This is a genomic window from Bradyrhizobium sp. A5, from assembly GCF_042076515.1.
GTDB lineage: Bacteria > Pseudomonadota > Alphaproteobacteria > Rhizobiales > Xanthobacteraceae > Bradyrhizobium > Bradyrhizobium cosmicum.
In genome coordinates this window covers 572,425-592,740 of the sequence record NZ_CP148990.1, presented here as the reverse complement: position 1 = coordinate 592,740, position 20,316 = coordinate 572,425, and the positions used below count along the sequence as shown (strand labels likewise).

The window sequence follows — 20,316 nt, the reverse complement described above, 5'->3', positions numbered from 1 at the left end:
TGTCGCCCGGCGAAGGCCGGGACCCATAGCCACAAGATATCGTTTTACGAAAACTCGGAGTGACCAGCTTGCCCCGAAACCACTCCCTGTGGTTATGGGTCCCGGGCTCGCGCTTTGCGCGCCCCGGGACGAACAGCGGAGATGTCTAGCGACAGCGGAGAACGTCGCGCTACTTCCCCCACCTTAGCGCCAGCGCATCGCGCTCCCGAGCCAGCTCCAGCAACCCTGCCCGCGTCGCCGGATGCAGCGGCTGGAGCGGATGGCGCACGGCGTCGGACTTGATGACGCCGCCGGCCTGCATCATGACCTTGCAGGCGATCAGGCCGCATTGGCGGTTCTCGTAGTTGATCAGCGGCAACCAGCGCTCGTAGGCGGCCTTCGCCTCCTCGCGCTTGCCGGCAAAATAAGGATCGATGATCTGACGAATGCCGTCGGGATAGCCACCGCCGGTCATGGCGCCGGTGGCACCGGCATCGAGATCGGCGAGCAGCGTGATCGCCTCCTCGCCGTCCCAGGGGCCTTCGATGTCCTTGCCGCCCGCCTCGATCAGGCTGCGCAGCTTTGATGCAGCGCCGGGCACCTCGATCTTGAAGTAACGGATGTTGGAGAAGTCGCGCGACAGCCGCGCCAGCAGTTCCACTGACAGCGGCGTGCCCGCCACCGGCGCGTCCTGGATCATGATGGGAATGGTGATGGCGTCCGAGAGCACATTGAAGAATTCGACGATGCCTTTTTCGGGCACGCGAAAGGTTGCGCCGTGATAGGGCGGCATCACCATCACCATGGCCGCGCCGGCCGCTTCAGCCTGCCTGCTGCGCGCGGCGCAGACGGCCGAGCTAAAATGGGTGGTGGTGACGATCACGGGCACGCGGCCCGCGACATGCTCCAGCACCGCATGCATCACGGTCTCGCGCTCGGCGTCGGTGAGCACGAACTGCTCGGAGAAATTGGCGAGGATGCAGAGGCCGTGCGAACCGGCATCGATCATGAAGTCGACGCAGCGGCGCTGGCCTTCCAGGTCCAGTTCGCCGCGCTCGTCGAAGATGGTGGGCACGACCGGGAACACGCCGCGATAGGGGCGCTGGGCCTTGTGTGGGGTGACCGGCATCGAACTCTCCGTCCCTGATGTTCTTGTCGTCCGTCGCCGCGCTGGCGCGGCGCCACAGATGTACCCGGCGCACGGATCGGCGGCAATGCCGGCCCGCGCGCCGTGGGAACAGGGGACAGAGCGTCAGGCCGATTTCACCGCGCCAAGGAAGCCCTCGACCGCGGTGCGGAGACGATCGGCGTCGGCCGACATCTTCTTCACGGAATCGGTGAGCACCGTGCCGGCGTTGCCTGTCTCCTGGTTGAGCTTGGCGACGCCGCCGATAGTATCGGTGACCTCGCGGGTGCCCTGCGCCGCCTGCTGGAAGTTGCGCGAGATCTCGGTGGTCGCGGCGCGCTGCTCCTCCACAGCCGCTGCAATCGCGGTCATCTTCTCGTCGATGCCGCTGATGGCGCCGCCGATGGAGCGGATCGCGGCGACGGCCTGCCCCGTCGCCCCCTGGATCTCCTCGACCTGCCGCGAGATCTCTTCCGTTGCGTTTGCTGTCTGCGCCGCGAGGCTCTTGACCTCGCCCGCGACCACGGCAAAGCCGCGGCCGGCCTCTCCGGCGCGCGCGGCCTCGATGGTCGCGTTCAGCGCCAGCAGATTGGTCTGGCCGGCGATGGCGTGGATCATCTTCACGACCTCGCCGATGCGGCTCGCGGTCTGATCGAGGATTTCGACGGTCGCGTTGGTCTGCTCGACCTGCGCGACAGCTTCACGGGCCTCGCGCGCGCTGGACTGCACCTGTGCGGAGATCTCGCCGACGGACGCCGAGAGCTCCTCGGTCGCAGCCGCGATGGTTTCGAGATTGTTGGTGGCCTGCTCGGCCGCGGAGGAGACCGCCGCGGTCTGGCTGCTGGATTCGGCAACCAGCGAGCGCACGCCCGTGGCCGTCCCATCGAGCTCCCGCGCCGATGCCGCGACGCTGTGAATGACGGCCTGCACTGTGTCGTCGAAGCTGCGGCACGCGGCATCCACGGTGCCGGAGCGCGCGAGCTGCAGCGCCTGCTGCGATTCGCGTTCCTGGCCCAGGCGCTCCGCGGTCGCAGCGCTCTCACGCAGGCTTTCGAGCGCCGCGGCCATCGTGCCGAATTCGTCGGGATAAGCGGATTGCGGAACCGGCGTTGCATAGTCGCGCGCACTGATCCGGGCGATCGCATCGAGGATGGCCCGCACCGGGCGCATCAGGCGGTTGCGGACCACATATACTCCGGCCAGCGTCACGGCGAGCGCGACCAGGAATGCGAGCGATTGCAGGACGAGATTGGTGAGCGCCTTGGCCTGAACGGCCTCGGCGCGGGCGATCGACTGGTCCAGCGCTTTGGTCGCGACGCCGACGATGAGCGGGAACGGCGACTGGCAGAGCGTATTCCACTCGGAGGCGGGCATCGCGGGCTTGCCGCTACCGTCGAAGTTCTTCGTGAGCTCGCCGATCTGCTTCAGCACGCCGTCGGTCTTGGCCTGCGCGTCCTTGGCCGCGGTGACCAGGTCAGCAGTGACGTCAGGCGCGGCCAGCAACTCGGCCATGCCGGCCCAGCCCGAGGCGATGGTTCCGTCCCATTGCGCCAGTTGGCGCTTCTGGTTGTCGTCCAGTGGCTTGCTGCTGTTGACGTTCGAGCGCAGCATCGAGCAATGGATTCCATAGCGATCACGCACCTGCCAGGCGAGGCGACGGACCTGAATCATGCGGGCGATGAAGGGATCGTTCATCCACGCTCGGTTCGACACCGCGGTGGAGGCGAGGTTCGCCGTGTCGATCACCTTGGTGACGGAATCGTACCAGGGCATGGTTCGCTCGATCTTGCGCTCGGCGCGCGGGCGCTTGGCTTCGTTGTAGAATAACTGAAATTGCGGCGCGGCGTCGTTCCAGCGCTGCTTCAACGTGCCGGCGAGCTCGTCACGGCGAGCGAATTCGACGGTTGAGAGCGCCGTGCCAATGGCGTCATAACCGGCCTGCTCGGCCTTCTCGGCGGCCTCGAGCTTCGCACGCGGCTCGTCTTCGCCGAGGATCGCGCTCTGGGCGTCGCCGCGATTGTTGCGCAAGGACAGGACGCCCTGGAAAATCGCCTTGTCGGCGGCAGCAAGCCGCTCGGTCTCGAGACTCTCGCTGTAGCGACCGAACGCTCCGACCATCTGGATGGCCGTCGCGGCCAGCGCACCGGCCGCCAGCAGAGCCATCAAGGTCAGAAGAAGCGAGCTTACCGATTTCTTAAATATTGCCATGGGGTCAAGGGGCCTACTCTGCAAGAGAGGCCACCTTGCACCGCGACATGCCAATGTTCCGTTAAGGTTTTAGTTGAATCGAGGCGGTTGCGCCTGCACGCTTTCGGGCGCCCTTTGGCCCTCTACGCGACCCTGGTGAAATCCGGCGGGCGGCGCTCGGCGAACGCGGTGAATGCCTCGCGCGCCTCGGCCGTGCGCAGCCGCTGTGCGAACTGCTCGCCTTCCGCCTGCATCTGCGCCAGCAACATCTCGCCATTGCGCATCAGCTTCTTGGTGGCGGTGAGCGCGCCGGCCGGCTGGCGGGCAAGCCGCTGGGCGAGCGCAAGCGCCTCGGCATCGAGCTTGTCGAGCGGCACGACGCGGTTGGCGAGGCCCCATTCGAGCGCGGCCTTGGCCGGCACGGTCTCGCCGAGCGCAAACATCTCATAGGCGCGGGCGTAGCCGATGCGCGCCGGCATCAGCAGGCTGGAGGCTGCCTCCGGCACCAGCGCCAGGCTGACAAAGGGCGTCGACAATTGCGCATTGTCGGCGAGCACCACGAGGTCGCAATGCAGCAGCATCGTGGTGCCGACGCCGACGGCGCGGCCCTGCACGGCTGCGACCAACGGGCGCGTGCAGCGCGCCAGCGACTGGATGAAGCGCACGACGTTGCGGCTGCCCTCCGACTTGCCCGCCGCGACGGCCGCGAACTCGCCGACGTCGTTGCCGGCGGTGAACATGTCGCCCTCGCCGCGGATCAGGATCACGCGGGCGGAGGGATCGAACTCGGCGGATTCGATGGTGTCGGCGAGCTTGCCGTACATCGCGTCCGTCAGCGCGTTCTTCTTGTCGGGGCGCGCCAGCGTGAGGGTGAGAATTCCGCCGTTGTTCTCGATCCGGACCAGATCAGTCATTTGTTGGCTCCTTATTCCTCTGAATCTCGCGAAGGGTCTCTTGGAAATTTGTCCTGAATGCTCGTCAGCCAGCGCGCGACGATGTCGATCTCCGCGCTGGAAAATCCTTCCGTCAATGCCGCATTGATCCCGGCCGCATCGGTCTTCGCCTGCGCCAGCGCGGTTCGCCCCTTCGGCGTCAGCCACACGCGCCAGGCGCGGCCGTCCCCGCGGTCGGCCCGCCGCTCGACCAGCCTTGCCGCAACACTGCGATCGACGAGACCGGAAATCCCGGCCGGCCCCATATCGAGCGCCGCGCCCGCCTCGCCCATCAGCATGCCGTCCTGCTTGCCGAGGATGAACAGCAGCCCCGCCTGCGCCGGCGTCACCTCGCTCGAGGGCTGCGCCGCCATCCAGCGCTGCAACCGGCGTTGTGCGACACTCAGCAGATAGATCAGCCGGTGATGCCTCGCCGCGGCGCCTTTGTTTCGCATGCGAAGTATCTACTCGGGGCGAGCCACGTTGTCAAACGCTGCCGCTAGGGCGAGTTGGCGCGGCAGCCGTCGAGGAACAGGGCCGCGCAGATATGGACCCGGCGCTCGATCTGCTTCCGTGACGGCAATGGTATGCCGCCATAGATCGCCGCGCGCTGCGGCGCCGAGGCGACCATGCCGATCAGCATGCCCGCGGCCTCATCGGCATCGTCGAGCGCGATGAGGTTCTTCTTCACCTGGACGCGCAACCAGCCGGCAAGGGCCTTGACCGTACGCGAGATGCCGTTCCTGTAGAAGTTCGCGGCAAGTTCCGGGAACGCAGCCGATTCCTGCAGCACCATGCGCTGCAACGCCACGACCTCCGGATCGAGCGCAAGATCGGCACAGGCCAGCAGCGCGGCGCGCAGGCCGGTTTCGATGTCGACCTCGTCGCTGGCCTGCAGATCGACGGCGGAGAGCAACCGCTCGAGCCTGTCGGCACACATCGCCTCGAACAGTACGGCCTTGCCGGGAAACAGACGATACAGCGTCTTGGTCGAGATGCCGGCACTGCGCGCCAGCTCCTCGGTGCTCGTCGCGGCATAGCCGTCGCCAGCAAAGGCGTGCCGCGCGGCCTCGATGACGATCGCCTTCGTCTCCTCGTCGCTGCGCACCGGCGGTCGTCCGCGCGGGCGGCACTCTCCTGACGGTTTTGCCTGAGCCATGTCTTTAAATGATGCCTGTCATTCCATTGACAATTCCCAAGCTAGTCTCATTTTGGAAATTATCAAGTTTCCTATTTCAGGGGAGCCGGCCATGACCGTCCACACCACCCCATCCGCTGCCGCCCAAACCGCCCTTCCCGCCACCGCGCTGGAGGGTGTCCTGCCGGCCGCACCAGCCGGCGTGGGCCGACAAAAGCTCAATCTACGCAAGCTGTTGCTGACAGGTGCCGCGTTTATCGCACTGGCCGGCACAGGCTGGTATGGCTACGACTACTGGACGGTCGGGCAGTACCTCGTCTCCACCGACGATGCCTATGTGAAGGCCGACAACACCACCATCGCGCCGAAGGTGAGCGGCTATCTCAACCGGGTCCTAGTCGCCGATAACGAGCATGTGAAAGCCGGCCAGGTGCTGGCGAGGATCGACGACCGCGACTTCCGCGTCGCGCTCGACCAGGCCCGTGCCGACGTGCAGGCGGCGAACGCGACCATCGCCAGCAAGGAAGCGCAGCTCGACGTGCAGCAGGCCGTGATCAAGGCCGCGCGTGCCACGCTCGACGTCGACCAGGCCAACCTCACCTTCGCCGCGCAGGACAATAAGCGCTACACCGATCTTGCCGCCAGCGGCTCCGGTAGTCTTCAGAACGCGCAGCAGGCGCAGTCGCGCATCGCCTCGGCGCAGGCAACGCTCGAGCGCGACAATGCCAACCTCGCCTCCGCCCTCAAGCAGATCGACCTGCTCAAGGCCGAGATCGTGCAGGCCAGGGCGGCCGCCGCCCGCAGCGAGGCCGTGCAACACCAGGCCGAGTTGAACCTCGGCTACACCAGCGTGGTCTCGCCGATCGACGGCGTGGTCGGCAACCGCTCCTTGCGTGTCGGCCAGTTCGTGCAGGCGGGCACGCAATTGATGTCGATCGTGCCGGCCGAAGGCGCCTATGTCGTCGCCAATTTCAAGGAGACGCAGCTCACCCACGTGAAGGCCGGACAAGCCGTCGATATCGAGGTCGACATGTTCCCCGGTCAAATCGTGCGCGGTCACGTCGATTCCATCGCGCCGGCCAGCGGCCAGGAATTCGCGCTGCTGCCGCCCGACAACGCCACCGGCAATTTCACCAAGGTGGTGCAGCGCATCCCGGTCAAGATCGCGCTCGATGCCGCGCACGGACCCGTGATTGCGCTTCGTCCCGGCATGTCCGTGATCCCGACCATTGCAACACGTTCGGCCGCGCCGGCCGCGAATGCCGCGGCAGCGCCCAAAGCAAAGCTCGTTTCCGGAGGGTCGTGCCATGTCAAGCAGCCTGTCAATTTCGACGCAGGCAACACCGGCCTCGACGCCTGATCGCGCCGTCGCCGATCCCAATCGCGCGAGTGCTGCGACCTGGATCGCCGTGCTCGCCGCCATGATCGGTTCGTTCATGGCGATCCTGAACATCCAGATCACCAACGCCTCGCTGCTCAACATCGAGGGCGGTATCGGCACCGGCGCGGACAACGGCTCCTGGATCTCGACCTCATACCTGATCGGCGAGATCATCGTGATTCCGCTGACCGACTATCTCAGCCGGGTGTTCTCGTTCCGCCGCTACATGCTGGCGAGCGCGGCGCTGTTCGCCGCCTTTTCGGTGGCCTGCGCCTTCGCAAACGATTTGCCGTCGATGATCGCGATGCGCGGCCTGCAGGGCTTTGCCGGCGGCGTCCTGATTCCGATGGCGTTCACGCTGGTGCTAACCAAACTGCCGAAGCCGCAGCAGCCGGTCGGGCTTGCGATCTTCGCATTGTCCGTCACCTTCGCCCCCGCGATCGGGCCGACCATCGGCGGCTATCTCACCGAAAACTATGGCTGGCGCACCATCTTCTTCGTCAACGTGATTCCGACCGCAATCATGGTGACCGCGCTCTATCTGACGCTGGAGAAGCAGAAGATGCAGCTCGGCCTTCTGAAGGAGGGCGACTGGGCCGGCATGTTCACCATGGCGATCGGTCTGTCGGCGCTGCAGGCCGTGCTCGAGGAAGGCAACAAGGACGACTGGTTCTCCTCTCCCTTCATCGTCAGGCTGGCGATCATCGCGGCCGTGAGCCTCATGCTGTTCGTCGTGATCGAGCTATCTATCGAGAAGCCGCTGATCCGGCTCCGCCTGCTGACGCAGCGCAATTTCGGCTTCGGCACCATCGCCATGACCATGGTCGGCTTCGCGCTGTTCGGCTCGGTCTACATGCTGCCGGCCTATCTCGGCCAGGCGCAGGGCTACAATGCCGAGCAGATCGGCAACGTGCTGGCCTGGACCGGCCTGCCGCAGCTGGTGCTGATCCCGCTGATCCCGAAGCTGATGCAGCGCTTCGACACCCGCTACATCGCGGTCACCGGACTTCTGATCTTCGCCTATAGCTGCTTCATGAATACGGCGATGTCGCCGGACTATGCCGGCGACCAGCTCTGGATCCCGAACATCGTGCGCGCCGTGGGCCAGGCCATGGTGCTGACGCCGCTGACCTCGGTGCTGACGGGCGGCATCCCGCCGCAGGACGCGGCCGCAGCCTCCGGCATCAGCAACATGTTCCGCAACCTCGGCGGCGCGATCGGCACGGCGACGCTCGCGACCATCATCACCAAGCGCGAGCAATTCCACTCCAACATCATCGGTCAATCGGTCACGCTCGGCCGCGAGGAGGTGCGCACCCGCATCGCGCAGATGACGGACTACTTCATGGCCCACGGAGTGCCCGACCCCAACGCCGCAAGCGAGCAGGCCATCATCGCGCTCGGCAAGACGGTAAAGCGCCAGGCGCTGGTGATGGGCTATTCCGACACCTTTGCGGTCATCGGCGCGGTGCTGGTGCTCGCCGCGATCGCAGTGTTGCTGACGCGACAGGTGAAGGCGGCGGGCGGGCCGGCGCATTAGCAAGAGATCGTCATACCCGGGCTTGTCGGCCGTGACGCTATGGCGACAGTCGATGTCTCACGGCGCGCAAGTAAAGCTCGACGCCTCCGCCACCGGTCCCGACTTGTAGTGCGGCCAGGACGGCCAGCGGCACAGGGGCATCGCGCGCAACACCACGAACGACGGCGCCTCGACCTTCTGTTCGCTGACTTCGAGGTCGCCGGGCGCTTTGCCCTTCTCGACCCAATCGACCAGCACACTCAGCATGTCGACATTGGCCGGTGCGCCGGAGCCGACATGGTCGACGCCGGGCGCGGTGTAGAGCCGTGCGAATTCCGCGGTCTCGGCCTTGCCGAGCTTGCGCTCGACGCTCTCGAAATAGCGGATGCCGGCGTAGGGGCTCTGCGCATAGTCAGCCATGTGCTCAAGCATGATCAGCCGGCCGCCGCGGCCGCGAAAACGGCTGAGATCCGGATCGGTCGAATCCATCAGGCGGGAGACTTCGAGCAGGCGCGCCTTGTGGTCCTCGGGCTTGTAGGTGGTGACGTCGAGCTTGGGATCGCGCGCGAACACATATTGAATGCCGCCGGCGCCATAGATCCAGGCGATGCCGTTATTGGGCGCAGGCGGCTGCGCGGGCGGCGCCGTGCCGAGCCACCACGCGACCCAGCCGCCGGTCGGGCCGATCGCCGGCGTATCCTCGCCCGACACGCCCCAGCCCGGATAATCGTCGAGACCGTTGGCGAGCGCGAACGGGAATTTGTAGGTCGCATGAAGCGTATTCACGGCCTTGATCTGTGCGTCGGTGAGACACTGATCGCCCGTCTTGCCGGACTCGCAGCGCAGCATCTCGACCTTGAACGCCGCCTTGCAGGCGACGGGATCCTGCACCAGCGCATCATCGGAGCCGTCGGCCTTGTCGCAGGCCGCCCGCACGGCGTCACCGACGAGCTTGACCTGCGCCGGATTGATCCAGCCCTCGCCCATGGTCGCGAGGCCAGAGCGTGTGCCGGCATGCTGCAAGCCGACCCAGTTGATCACGGGCACGCGGGCGAAGATGCCGTCAAAATCGTCGGGATAGCGCTGCGCCATGGTGAGGCCTTCGCGGCCGCCCTCGGACGATCCCAGGAAGTACATCTTCTCCGGCCTCTTGCCGTAGGCGCGCTCCATCAGCGTAACGGCGGCGTCGCGCACCTTCTTGTAGGCGCGATGGGCGAAATTCTCGAAGGCTTCGTCGTTGAGCGCGAAGACCTGCGGCGGCTCGCCTTGCTTGGTCTCGTGGCCTGAGTCAGTGCCGTAGGTGACGAAGCCCCGCGCCAGCGGCGACGGCTTGTCGAAAGGATAGGCCGGCGGCAACCCGAGGCCCGTGATCAGCACACCATTGAAGCCGCCGCCGCCATATTGCACCGAACGCCCATTCCATTCGACCGGCAGGTTGACCTGAAACTTGATCGGCGGCGCCTTGGGATCGGTGGGGTCGATATGGCCGAGCAGCTTACAGAACGCGGGATTGGCGGGCGTGACACGCCCTGATGGCGTCGGTCCACGCTCGGCAATCGCGAGAGGCGACGGTGCCAGCAGCGTCGCGGAATCGATCTTCACGGCATTGGCGCCGCCGACTAGGCTTTTGCAGACCGTGTCCGCATCCTCCGCCAGCGTGACGGCGGTGGCGGTGCTCGCGCTGAGCGCAGCCACCGAGCCCACAAACCATGCACACAGCTTCGCACTCACTCGCATCATCGCTTCCAGCCGGCTTGTTGCGTTCGACAGTTGGCCGCATTGAATGCAACCTTCGCCCCTCCGTCAATCGCTCATGCCGGAATTCCGTTCAGAACGATCCCAACGCGCCGCCCAATGCGATGACGGCCACCAGCGCCAGCAGCGAGGTCACAATGCCCATCACGATGTCGAAATAGCTGTCGCGATGCGTCAGCCCGCAGATCGCGAGCAGGCTCACCACCGCGCCATTATGCGGCAGGATGTCCAGCGTCCCCGAGCCGATCACTGCAACGCGGTGCATCAGGGAGAGATCGACGCCGGTGCGCCCGGCAAGCTCGACATAGGTTGGTCCGAGAGCGTCGAGCGCGATCGTCAGGCCGCCGGATGCCGAGCCGGTCAGCGCGGCCAGGATGCTGGTCGCGACCGCGAGCGAGACCAGCGGACCGCCTTCGATCGCGAGCACCCAATCGCGCACCGTTTCGAAAGCCGGCAGCGCCGCGATGACCGCGCCGAATCCGACCAGGCTTGCGACGCTGAGTGCGGGCAGGACCGATGCATTGGCGCCGGCGTCCATGGTCTGCCGCAGCGAGGGCGGCCGGGTCCAGTTCAGCGCGATGGTCGTGACGATGGCCGCGCCAAGTGCGACGCTGACCGACCACACACCGGCGACAGCCGCCAAAGATGTAGCGCCGAAGCGCTGCTCGCTCAGATACGAGACATCGAGCCGCGGCAACACCAGGAGTGACATCACGAGATTGACGGCCACGACGACGGCCAGTGGGAGGATGGCACTCGCCACCGGAGATCCCCCTTCGCTGCGGCGACCATGGCGGATCTCGGCCGGATCGAACTCGCGTGCGGTCGTCGCGCGTTCGCGGACCAACTCGTCATCGGCAGCACGTTCGGCCGCACCCTGCACGTCCTCGCCATAACCTTCCCCGGCACGGCGGGCGGCGGCCTCTGCCTGCCGCAGCCACCACAGGCCTGCGCCGAGCATTATGATGGACGCGACGACACCGAGGCCCGGCGCTGCAAACGGCGTGGTGCCGAAGAACGGCATCGGGATCGCATTCTGGATCGACGACGTGCCGGGCAGCGCCGACATGGTGAAGGTCGATGTGCCAGCATGATCGCGGCCGGGATCAGCCGGCGTGGAATCGCGGCCGCGCGGAACAGCGACTGGGCCATCGGAACGATGACGAAGAATGCGACGAACAGGCTCACCCCGCCATAAGTCACCAGCGCGCCGGCCAGCACGACCGCGAGAATCACGCGCCGCTCGCCGAGGCAGTGCGCCATGAAGCCGCCACCGCCCTCACCGCGCCGCTGTCGTCCATCAGCTTGCCGAAGACGGCGCCGAGCAGGAAGATCGGAAAGAATTGCGCCAGAAATCCCGCCGCATTCACCATGAAGATCTGGGTCAGGTTCGCGAGCAGAGGCTCGCCCCCGAACAGCGCGGCAACCAGTGCGGCGAACGGCGCGAGCGGCAGGACGCTCCAGCCGCGGAAGGCAAAGAGAACGAGCAGCCCGAGCCCGACGAGAATGCCGAGAAGACCCACGTCTCAACACTCCGCGAGGAGGACGTCGAGATCGGCCGTCGAGCTCCGGCCTATATCCGTACCGTGCTCACTGAGAAACGTCTCGGCCGCCTGACGTCCTTCGGAACGCAGCATCGAGACGAACTCCCATTCGGCGTTGAGCTTGGATGACGCGCCGAACTTCGCCAGCATGTCGCTCTTGACGCGATGGGTCCGCATCTTCGCCCAGCGCGCGCCCTCGCCGCTGCCGGGGTCGGCGGCCTGGCGCAGCAACGCGATCATGCGCAGCTCCTTCATCAGCGGCGAATTGAACGAGATCTCGTTCAGCCGGTTGAGAATCTCCGCAGCCGTCCGCGGCTCTTCGAGCGTTTCGGTCGGATTGATCTGCACCAGGATGGTGTCGTGCGCGTCGCTTTCGCGAATGAGCGGCGTGATCGTGGGATTGCCGGCAAAGCCGCCGTCCCAATAGGGCTCACCGTCGATCTCGACCGCCCGGAACATGGTCGGGAGGCAGGCCGATGCCAGCAGCACGTCCGCCGTGATCTCGGCATTGCGGAAGATCCGTCCTCGGCCGGTGCGCACCCGCGTCGCGGTGATGAACAGTTTGATTGGCGAACTCGCGAGCCGCTCGAAATCGATGCTCTCGGCCAGCACCGTGCGCAACGGATTGTAACCGGTCGGATTGAGATTGTAGGGCGACAGCACCCGCGACATCAAATCGGTGAAGATGTAGAATGGCGAGGTATCGAGCGTCCAGCGGCCCATCAATCGGTCGATCGGCGAGCGCTGGAGCGGGCTGAAGGCAGCAGCCGTCGAAACGCGGCGCCAGTATCGTTCGAGCGCGTCGCGCGCGCCTTCGGCGCCGCCCGCGATCCAGCCATCCGCGAGCACCGCCGCATTCATCGCGCCTGCGGATGTTCCGGAGATCGCGGCGATGGTGAGCCACCTCTCTTCCAGGAGGCGGTCCAGGACACCCCAGGTGAAGGCGCCGTGCGAACCGCCGCCCTGAAGTGCGAGATCAATCAGTACGGCGTCGCGTTCCATGGCAGACACTCGCGCAACTGAAGCTCAAATTCGATGTGATTTGGGACACGTCGAATTCGACCGCAGTCTGGGAGCAACGGCCGCAAGATGCAACCGGAGTGTGGGGTGCTTTAGTGCTCGAATACCAGCCGTGCGCCAACCGTGCCCTCGAGGCCGCGGATCTGCGCAAGCAATGCGGCCGAGTCCTGCCCCGCCAGGTCGGCGTCGAGCACGACGTAGCCGAGGTCGCCGGCGGTCTCCAGATATTGCGCGATGATATTGATGTCGCGCTGGAGGAAGACTTCGTTCAGCCGCCGCAGCATGCCCGGCACGTTGCGATGGACATGGCTGAAACGCGCGCCAGCGGGACGCAGATGCAGCTGCACCTCCGGGAAATTCACCGCGCCCATGGTCGAGCCGGTGATGAAATAGTCGACCAGCTTGCGCGCCACCTCGCCGCCGATGCGCTCCTGCGCTTCCTCGGTCGAGCCGCCGATATGCGGGGTGAGGATGACGTTGCCGAGGCCCTGCAGCGGACTCTTGAAGCGATCGGAATTCGAGGACGGCTCGACCGGAAACACGTCGACGGCCGCGCCCGCCAGGTGTCCATCGCGCAAGGCGCCCGCGAGCGCGTCGAGATCGACCACGGTGCCACGGCTGTTGTTGATCAGGAACGAGCCCGGCTTCATCGCCCGCAGCTCTTTTTCGCCGATCATGCCTGATGTCTCCGGCGTCTCCGGCACGTGCAGGCTGACGACGTCGCTCTGCGCCAGCAGCTCCTCCAGCTTTTCGACCGGCTCGGTGTTGCCGTGGCGGAGCTTGTCGGTGCGGTCGAAATAGATCACGCGCATGCCGATGGCTTCGGCCAGAGTCGAGAGCTGCGAGCCGATATTGCCGTAGCCGATGATGCCGAGGGTGCGGCCGCGGACCTCGCGGCTGCCGGTCGCCGACTTGTCCCAGCCGCCCTCATGAGCCGATACCGAACGCGGGAAGATGCGCCGCAGCAGCATCACGATCTCGCCGATCACGAGCTCGGCAACACTGCGCGTATTGGAGAACGGCGCGTTGAACACGGGAATGCCGCGCTTGCGCGCCGCCAGGAGATCGACCTGATTGGTGCCGACGCTGAAGCAGCCGACCGCGAGAAGCTGGTCGGCCGCGGCGAGCACGTCATCGGTGATCTGGGTGCGCGAGCGGATGCCGAGCAGCGACACGCCCTTGAGCGCCCGCCGCAGATCCTCGCCGTCCAGCGCCTTGGTCAGCCGCTCGACATTGGTGAAACCCGCGCTCCTGAACAGGTCCACGGCGCTGTCGTTGACGCCTTCAAGCAGCAGCGCCTTCGCGCTCCGCTCAGGGCTTTGGCCTGGGGCTGACATCGAATCTCCGTAGGTAGCGGCTTTGCCCGCAGCTCATAGACCGCGGACGAGACGCAGCACAATAGGGTTGGGATATGGGGAGAAGATGGTGGTATCGACGCCATTACACTATTACCCCCGTCATCCTGAGGCGCGAGTGGCGCGATGCCAGGCATCGCGCCGGGAGCCTCGAAGGATGCACGGCCACGACGCAGCCAGGCCGCCGCCCTTCGAGGGCCGCTAAAGAAGCGGTCACCTCCAGCGACAACGGCTTCGCCGTTGCGCGGGGGTGACGGATTTAGATCACATAGAACCCATGCGTGCCGTCGAGCCGGAGCTGCTCGACCAATCCGTATTCCCAGTCGAGATAGGCCTGCATCGCACGCTCGGCCACGTCGGTGCCTTCGTAGGGGCGGCGGTAGCGGTGCGCCGGGTCGGGCTTCGGCAGCACCCGCGACGGGCCGACCTCGAGCGTGCCGTCATAGCCGCCTTCGAGCACATAAACCTCCCAGCCCATCTGCGCGAGCCAGGATGCAGTCATGTCGGCGCGCACGCCCTTGTCGTCGGTCAGGACAATGCGTGCGCCGCGCACCGGCGCGGCCATGTCGGTCTCCTGGACGAGTTGGCCGCCCGGATAATGGCGGAAGCCGGGGAGATGGCCGGCCGCATATTCGTCCGCATCGCGCACGTCGAAGCGATACAGCGTGCGCTCGGTCTGCGCAGCAAGCGCCGCCATCTCGCTCGCGCCGATATGGCGGACGCCGGCGCGATAGGCGACGTCGCGGGCATTGGCCGGGCCGCCCTCGAACGATCCGATCGCGCCGCGCCGGTCAGCGCCGTGGTTGAGGCTGTGCCGCGCCAGCGTCCAGCCGATGGTGCCGTTGCGCAGCGCCCGCACCTTGTTGGGCACGCCGGCATTGATCAGCGACTGGGTGCCGATGATCGATCGGGTGCGGCCGGCACAATTGACGATGATGGTGGTGTCCGGATCGGGCGCGGCCTGCCCCGCCCGCAGCACCAGCTCCGCACCGGGCACGCTGACCGAGCCTGGAATGTTCATGGTCGCATATTCATCGAAGCGGCGGACGTCGAGGATGGCGATGTTGGCCTTGTCCGCGATCAGTTTTGCCACCTCGTCGGCGCTGAACGAGGGCGTATGCCTGCGCGATTCGACCAGCTCGCCGAACGCCTTGGAATAGGAATTGACGTCCTCGAACACCTGATTGCCCGCAGCGAGCCAGGCCTTCAGCCCGCCATCGAGCGCACTGACGTTGGTGTAGCCGAGCGCGGCAAGGCGTTCGGCGCCCGTGGCGACGAGGCCCTCGCCGTCATCATAGAGTACGATTCCCACGTCCTTGCGCGGCAGCCGCACCTCGGCTTCGATGGCGATCCGGTCCGCGGCCATGTTGGCGGCAAACAGCGGATGGCCGGTGGCAAAGCCGGCCTCATGCCTGAGATCGAGCAGCGCGATCTCCTCGCGGAGCAGCAGCGCACAGCGGATATCGGCAGGTGTGACGGTCGGAAGCTTCATGGCGCGAACCTTGACGAGAACAGGCCAAGGCTTTTGAACGATTAGGCGCGCGTTGGCTAGTCTTTGTCGCCGTCACTCGCCGGGAACGAGCCGCCCGAGCGGCGGCTGGGCAGGACGCCGCAGCTTGCCGCGCGACAGATAGAGCAGGAGTCCGGTGACCGAAAACAGCGGCATCAAGGCCGCGGCGATCATGAACGCGAGCTTGCCGGGCCAGCCCAGGATTGCGCCGCGATGGATGTCGAGCACGTTGGCGATCATCTTCTGGCCGAAGGTCTTGTCGGCGTAGCGCTCCGCCGAGACCAACTGACCGGTGATCGCATCGACGCGGAATTCATCGCGCGTGGTGTCGAGCGTGGAGTCCTTCCCCCATGACCGGATACGGATCACCGCGCCCGGCCCTGCGGGCAGCGTCAGCAAGGCCCTGGAGAAACGCCCGCCCTCCTCCTGCCGGAACGTGGACCATGCGCGATCGAAGCCCACCGGCTGGGCCGGCTCGGAACGACCGGGGGCGCGCGGCTGTTTCGGCTGCATCTTCGCGGCGGCGACATGCGGGCGCGACAACAGCCAGACCACGCCGTCCTTGTACCAGTCGAACGAGTACCACAGCCCCGTGAGCGTCATCACCAGATAGATCGGGAGGACCCAGGTGCCGATCACGGCGTGCAGCGACCGATGCAGACCGCGGCCGCTGAGCCCGAGATTGGGTTTCAGCCACATCTTCACATTGCTAGCGCGGCGCGGCCAGCGCAGCACGAGGCCGGAGATGAGCATGACGACGAGGCCAAGCGCGGCGATGCCGGTGATCTGGCGCCCCCAGCCCTTGGCATCGCCGGGAATGAGCAGCCAGCGATGCAGCCGGCGGACGGTCGCGAAAAATTCCTCGCCGCGCGGTGAACCCAGCACGCGGGCATCATAGGGGTCGACATAGAGCGAGGTGCGCCGCGCGCCCTGCTCGTCGCGACCGAAGCGGACACGCACCGCCGCGGACGGATCGCTCGACAGCGTGACCGCGGCGACCTTCCCGGCAACCTGCGCCGCCTCCAGCCGCGCGACCAGCTCATCCGGCATCAAGGGTGGCGCCTGACGCGGCGCGACCTGCATGATGCCGCTGTTCAGATGCTCGACGATCTCGTCCTCGAAGCTCATGACCGAGCCAGTCAGCCCGATCAGGGCAAGCAGCAGCGCGAGCACGAGGCCCGCGACGGAATGGACCTGGAGCAGCCCGGCCTTGATCGCGCGCCACGGCTCACGCATCGAAGCCGACCTTCTGGAACAGGATTGTTGGGCATTCGATGGGTTTGCGGCGCATCTCCATGCCTAGAACTTCACGGCGGCAGCCAGCGAGAAACGCCGCGCATCACCCACCGCGACGTTCAGGTTGCTCACGGCGGAGGGATAGTAGACGGTGTCGAACAGGTTCTTGACGTTGAACTGGTAGATCACCGGCAGGTTCTGGTATTTGGTCTCGTAGGTGGCGAAGATATCGGCGACCACGTAGGGCGGCAGCACGAACGTGTTCAAGGCATCGCCGGGCCGGTCGCCGACATAGCGCGGACCACCGCCGACGCGGAGCTGGCCGGGCAAGACCGTGCCGAAATCGTAGACGAGGAACAGCGAGGCCGTGTTCATCGCGACGTTCTGCAATTGCTTGCCGGCATAGGTCGGATCCTCGGTCACTCGCGCATCCGTATAACCATAGCTTGCTATCATGCTCCAATTGTCGGAGAGGCGGCCGGTGACGTCGAGTTCGACACCGCGCGAACGCACCCTGCCGGCCGCCGTATAGACATTCAGGCCCGTCGCGGTGTTGAGCTGGTTGACCAGCACGTTCTGCTTCTGGATGTCATAGACAGCGAGCGTGCCTGACAGACGCTTGTCGAGATCGAATTTCAGGCCGGTCTCGTACTGCGTCCCCTCTTCGGGAGCGATGTTCGAGCCGAGCACGACGCCGCCACCATTACTCAGCGGCGCAATCGTCGAATTCGGCTTCAGCGACTGCGTGTAGCTCGCATACAGCGAGAGCTGATCAGTCAGCTTGAAAATGGCACCGCCGAGCGGAAGCACCTTGTCCGCAGACACATCGGTGTTGGTGATGAACGGCTTTCCGCGTCCGGCGATCTGGTCATAATCCATGTAGCGGACGCCGCCGACCAGCGCAAAGCGCTCGGTCAGGTGCAGCGTGTCCTGGAAGAACAGCGACCATTGGCCGAGCTTGTCGGTCTGGGCGCTGTCGGTGTTCGACACTGTGGTGCCGGGTCCGATCAGCCCATAGACGGGATTGTAGACGTTGAAGGACGGCGTCGACTGCCGGATCAGATTGTCGCGATAGATGGTGCGATACTGGGCGTCGCCGCCGAACAGCACCTCGTTGCGCATGTTGCCGAGCCAGAAGCCGCCCGACATATAGGACGTTCCGTAGCTGACATTGCTGAGCGAGCCCTGGGTGCCGTCATTGCTGCGGGTCTCGACACCAGTCGTGAAATTGATGCCGGTGATGCGGAGCTGGTTGGCGCTGAAAGTCTCGGTGTTGTAGCTGTATCCGGCGTAAAGCTTCCAGTCCTGGTTGAGGCGGTGCTCGACCGACGCCTGGATCAGGTCCGACGTTCCCCACGTGTTGTTGAAGGGCTCGTCGAGCCGGCGCGTCGCAGGAACCGCCAGCGGCGCTTTCGTCACCGGATTGAACGCGGTGCCGCGGTCGAACGGATAGATGAACTCCCGGTGCTCGTAGTTGAGCTGGACCGTGGTGTCCTGGCCGTACCAGGCCAGCGACGGCGCGATCAGCATCTCGCGGTGGCGTCCGAAGTTTCGCCAGTAGTCCTCACTGACCCCGTAGCCGATGAAGCGATAGGCAAGGCCCTGGTCCCCGATCGGACCGGTGATGTCGACGGTGCCGTCGGCGCCGCTGCGGTTGTTGGCGTAGGTCGAGCCGAGCAGCGTGACCGAGCCGTGCTGGTAAAGCTCGGGCCGCTTGCTGATGGTGTTGACGATGCCACCGGGATCCATGATGCCGTAGAGCATCGTGGCCGGCCCCTTCAACACCTCGACGCTGTCGACGGCTGGATTGAGGCTGCGGCCCTGCACCAGCGGCATGCCGTTGCGCATGATCGAACCGTCGCGGTTGTCGCCGAAGCCGCGGCGGATGACCGCGTCCTGGCTGCCGGCCAGCGTATTGGTCTGGGTAATGCCGGAGACGTTGCCGAGCGCATCGTCGATGTTGCGCGGCAGTTGATCCTTCAGCACCTGCGCGGGCACGAAGTTGACGGCCTGCGACGTATTGAGCGGCGAGGCGCCGCTGCGCAGCGTGGTCGAGCTCGGCATCGCACGATAGCCGAGCTTGGCGGCCTGTTGCGCGGCTGCTCGCTCCGACAATGTCGGCGCTGCGGGAGCAGCGGCATTCCGGTTGCGCTGACCTGCGGCCGCTTGCGTGCGGCGTTGCGACGATTCCGACGCCCGTGCAGGCTTCGGCCGTTGCACCGGAGCATCCACCGTCACCGGTGGCAAGGCGGATTGCGCCTGCGCGATCGTCGTATTGGAGGGGAGCTCGGCGAGCAGCACGGCTGCTCCAATGAGAAGACCTGCACGGATCTTGCCGGCCCGATGACCCCGGATCAGGTCATCCGCATTGACACGCACTTTCGCCCCACTTCAATTCTGCAACAACTACGAAGCTTGCGCGTCTAGCAATCGCAGCGAATGAAGAGAACCGTAGGCGGAGTTGAATCGCTCTAGTGTTGAATCGTTCTAGACAGTGATGGGCGCCAATCGGCAATCACGAATTGCCGTGATGACACGTTGCGCGCGAATTCGCGGCATCGTGTCGCGGCGTCGTGCGATCTCACACGGTGGCCGGCGTGATGAGCTCGTCGAGCTTTCGCTTGAGCGCGGCGCCGTCGGACAGGGCGCGCAGCGGCGGCCGCACACGCAACCAGGCTGCATCGCCCGTCTGCGCGGCGAGAATGGCCTTCAGCGTCGCGAGGAAGGATGGCGACTTCACCACGATGTCGACCGCGGCCTGCATGCGCGCTTCGACGTCCTTGCCGTCGATCATCGCTTTAACCAGCTCCGGCGCGATGTTGGCCATGCCGCAGATCGTGCCGGCACCACCGCCAGCAATCGCGCGGGCGATGTCGGTCTCATTGCCGACGGTGATGGCGAGCTCGGGGCTAGCTGCGCGAAACGCCTGGAACTGCTTGAAGTCGCCGCTGGAGTCTTTCAGGCCCGCAACCACCTTGCCGTAACGCTTGCGCAAATTCGCAGCAACGCTGGTCGGGATCGCAACGCCGGAGACCTGGGGGATGTGGTAGAGATAGGCGCGCAGGCGATCGTCGGCGACGCCATCGAAGATCGTGGCGAAAGCATCCTCGATGCCTTCGGGCGATACGCTGCGATCGAAGTAAGGCGGCAGGTACAGCACGTGGCGCAGGCCGAGGCCGAGCACCGCGCGCGTCAGCGCGATGCTGTCGCTGATGGCGGGAAAGCCGCCGCCGATGCCGATGCGCTCCGCCGCGACGCCGGCCTCGAGCAGCGCTTCGATGGTCGCGACGCGTTCACCCACATTGAACGAGGTGCCCTCGCCGGTCGTGCCGAACAGGACGACGCCGTCGACACCCTTACTGAAGAGCTGCCGGGCGTGGGCGGCGAGCTTGGCGGAATCGGCGCTGCCGTCCGTTGCCAGCGGTGTCGCCGACGCCACCCAGAACCCGCGAATTGCCTCCGTCATCATACCGCCCCTTGCTGCGACCCCGGACCAAGCCTCTGATCTGCGACGATCCTGGGAAGCCCGCTGACGCCCTGTTTTTGCTTTACTTTCTAGCTTGTACCTTACATACAAGAGGAGCGCAAATCCTTTCCGCCTTCGTGGCGAACAAGAGACGCAGCCAGATCCCAA

At 65.7% G+C, this 20,316-nt stretch carries 14 protein-coding genes and 1 pseudogene; 2 read left to right on the top strand and 13 right to left on the bottom strand.

Features of this window, described 5'->3' with window-relative positions:
- Window positions 1-169: 169 nt before the first annotated feature.
- From WHZ77_RS02680 to WHZ77_RS02660, 5 genes are all read right to left on the bottom strand, one after another.
- A complete protein-coding gene (locus WHZ77_RS02680) occupies window positions 170-1,108 on the bottom strand; it encodes a dihydrodipicolinate synthase family protein (RefSeq protein ID WP_375312265.1) in 939 nt (312 codons plus the stop codon).
- Window positions 1,109-1,231: 123 nt separating this feature from the next.
- Window positions 1,232-3,313 carry a methyl-accepting chemotaxis protein gene (locus tag WHZ77_RS02675; protein ID WP_375312264.1) on the bottom strand — a complete coding sequence of 694 codons (2,082 nt, stop codon included), beginning with the start codon at window positions 3,311-3,313 and terminating at the stop codon, window positions 1,232-1,234.
- 122 nt (window positions 3,314-3,435) lie between these two features.
- The gene (locus WHZ77_RS02670) at window positions 3,436-4,206 is read right to left on the bottom strand and encodes an enoyl-CoA hydratase (protein WP_015689021.1); all 771 of its coding nucleotides are present in this window, start codon (window positions 4,204-4,206) and stop codon (window positions 3,436-3,438) included.
- A gap of 11 nt (window positions 4,207-4,217) precedes the next feature.
- Entirely contained in the window at window positions 4,218-4,679 is a 462-nt protein-coding gene (locus WHZ77_RS02665) for a MarR family winged helix-turn-helix transcriptional regulator (RefSeq protein WP_375312263.1), read from the bottom strand.
- Between the two features lie 44 nt (window positions 4,680-4,723).
- Window positions 4,724-5,332: a TetR/AcrR family transcriptional regulator gene (locus tag WHZ77_RS02660; RefSeq protein WP_375312262.1), complete on the bottom strand. Its 609-nt coding sequence runs from the start codon at window positions 5,330-5,332 to the stop codon at window positions 4,724-4,726.
- A gap of 142 nt (window positions 5,333-5,474) precedes the next feature.
- Between WHZ77_RS02660 and WHZ77_RS02655 the strand changes: the two genes are divergently transcribed.
- On the top strand, window positions 5,475-6,722 hold the full coding sequence (locus WHZ77_RS02655; protein ID WP_375312261.1) for an HlyD family secretion protein: 1,248 nt from the start codon (window positions 5,475-5,477) through the stop codon (window positions 6,720-6,722).
- Window positions 6,670-8,283, top strand: coding sequence for a DHA2 family efflux MFS transporter permease subunit (locus WHZ77_RS02650; RefSeq protein WP_375312260.1), 1,614 nt, complete (start codon window positions 6,670-6,672; stop codon window positions 8,281-8,283). Before WHZ77_RS02655 ends, WHZ77_RS02650 begins: the two co-directional genes overlap by 53 nt.
- Window positions 8,284-8,340: 57 nt before the next feature.
- On the opposite strand, the gene WHZ77_RS02645 is transcribed toward WHZ77_RS02650, so the two are convergent.
- From WHZ77_RS02645 to WHZ77_RS02610, 8 genes and pseudogenes are all read right to left on the bottom strand, one after another.
- On the bottom strand, window positions 8,341-10,002 hold the full coding sequence (locus tag WHZ77_RS02645; RefSeq protein ID WP_375312259.1) for a tannase/feruloyl esterase family alpha/beta hydrolase: 1,662 nt from the start codon (window positions 10,000-10,002) through the stop codon (window positions 8,341-8,343).
- Window positions 10,003-10,090: 88 nt separating this feature from the next.
- Window positions 10,091-11,540 (bottom strand): annotated as a pseudogene (locus tag WHZ77_RS02640) (GntP family permease).
- 3 nt (window positions 11,541-11,543) lie between these two features.
- Complete coding sequence (locus WHZ77_RS02635; RefSeq protein WP_375312258.1) at window positions 11,544-12,563, bottom strand: patatin-like phospholipase family protein; 1,020 nt, start codon at window positions 12,561-12,563, stop codon at window positions 11,544-11,546.
- Window positions 12,564-12,673: 110 nt separating this feature from the next.
- Complete coding sequence (gene serA, locus WHZ77_RS02630) at window positions 12,674-13,918, bottom strand: phosphoglycerate dehydrogenase (RefSeq protein ID WP_375312257.1); 1,245 nt, start codon at window positions 13,916-13,918, stop codon at window positions 12,674-12,676.
- A 277-nt stretch (window positions 13,919-14,195) separates the two neighbouring features.
- Window positions 14,196-15,428: a rhodanese-like domain-containing protein gene (locus WHZ77_RS02625; RefSeq protein ID WP_375312256.1), complete on the bottom strand. Its 1,233-nt coding sequence runs from the start codon at window positions 15,426-15,428 to the stop codon at window positions 14,196-14,198.
- Window positions 15,429-15,500: 72 nt separating this feature from the next.
- On the bottom strand, window positions 15,501-16,682 hold the full coding sequence (locus WHZ77_RS02620) for a PepSY-associated TM helix domain-containing protein (protein WP_375312255.1): 1,182 nt from the start codon (window positions 16,680-16,682) through the stop codon (window positions 15,501-15,503).
- A 63-nt stretch (window positions 16,683-16,745) separates the two neighbouring features.
- Window positions 16,746-18,983, bottom strand: a complete 2,238-nt coding sequence (locus tag WHZ77_RS02615) for a TonB-dependent siderophore receptor (RefSeq protein WP_375312254.1) — start codon at window positions 18,981-18,983, stop codon at window positions 16,746-16,748.
- A gap of 280 nt (window positions 18,984-19,263) precedes the next feature.
- Entirely contained in the window at window positions 19,264-20,148 is an 885-nt protein-coding gene (locus WHZ77_RS02610; protein ID WP_375312253.1) for a dihydrodipicolinate synthase family protein, read from the bottom strand.
- Between the last annotated feature and the right edge of the window lie 168 nt (window positions 20,149-20,316).

Excerpts from the sequence above, each read along its gene's own strand:
- WHZ77_RS02680 (WP_375312265.1), bottom strand. The coding sequence starts at position 1,108 with ATGCCGGTCACCCCACACAAGGCCCAGCGCCCCTATCGCGGCGTGTTC.
- WHZ77_RS02675 (WP_375312264.1), bottom strand. The coding sequence starts at position 3,313 with ATGGCAATATTTAAGAAATCGGTAAGCTCGCTTCTTCTGACCTTGATG.
- WHZ77_RS02670 (WP_015689021.1), bottom strand. The coding sequence starts at position 4,206 with ATGACTGATCTGGTCCGGATCGAGAACAACGGCGGAATTCTCACCCTC.
- WHZ77_RS02665 (WP_375312263.1), bottom strand. The coding sequence starts at position 4,679 with ATGCGAAACAAAGGCGCCGCGGCGAGGCATCACCGGCTGATCTATCTG.
- WHZ77_RS02655 (WP_375312261.1), top strand. The coding sequence starts at position 5,475 with ATGACCGTCCACACCACCCCATCCGCTGCCGCCCAAACCGCCCTTCCC.
- WHZ77_RS02650 (WP_375312260.1), top strand. The coding sequence starts at position 6,670 with ATGTCAAGCAGCCTGTCAATTTCGACGCAGGCAACACCGGCCTCGACG.
- WHZ77_RS02645 (WP_375312259.1), bottom strand. The coding sequence starts at position 10,002 with ATGATGCGAGTGAGTGCGAAGCTGTGTGCATGGTTTGTGGGCTCGGTG.
- WHZ77_RS02635 (WP_375312258.1), bottom strand. The coding sequence starts at position 12,563 with ATGGAACGCGACGCCGTACTGATTGATCTCGCACTTCAGGGCGGCGGT.
- serA (WP_375312257.1), bottom strand. The coding sequence starts at position 13,918 with ATGTCAGCCCCAGGCCAAAGCCCTGAGCGGAGCGCGAAGGCGCTGCTG.
- WHZ77_RS02625 (WP_375312256.1), bottom strand. The coding sequence starts at position 15,428 with ATGAAGCTTCCGACCGTCACACCTGCCGATATCCGCTGTGCGCTGCTG.
- WHZ77_RS02620 (WP_375312255.1), bottom strand. The coding sequence starts at position 16,682 with ATGCGTGAGCCGTGGCGCGCGATCAAGGCCGGGCTGCTCCAGGTCCAT.
- WHZ77_RS02610 (WP_375312253.1), bottom strand. The coding sequence starts at position 20,148 with ATGACGGAGGCAATTCGCGGGTTCTGGGTGGCGTCGGCGACACCGCTG.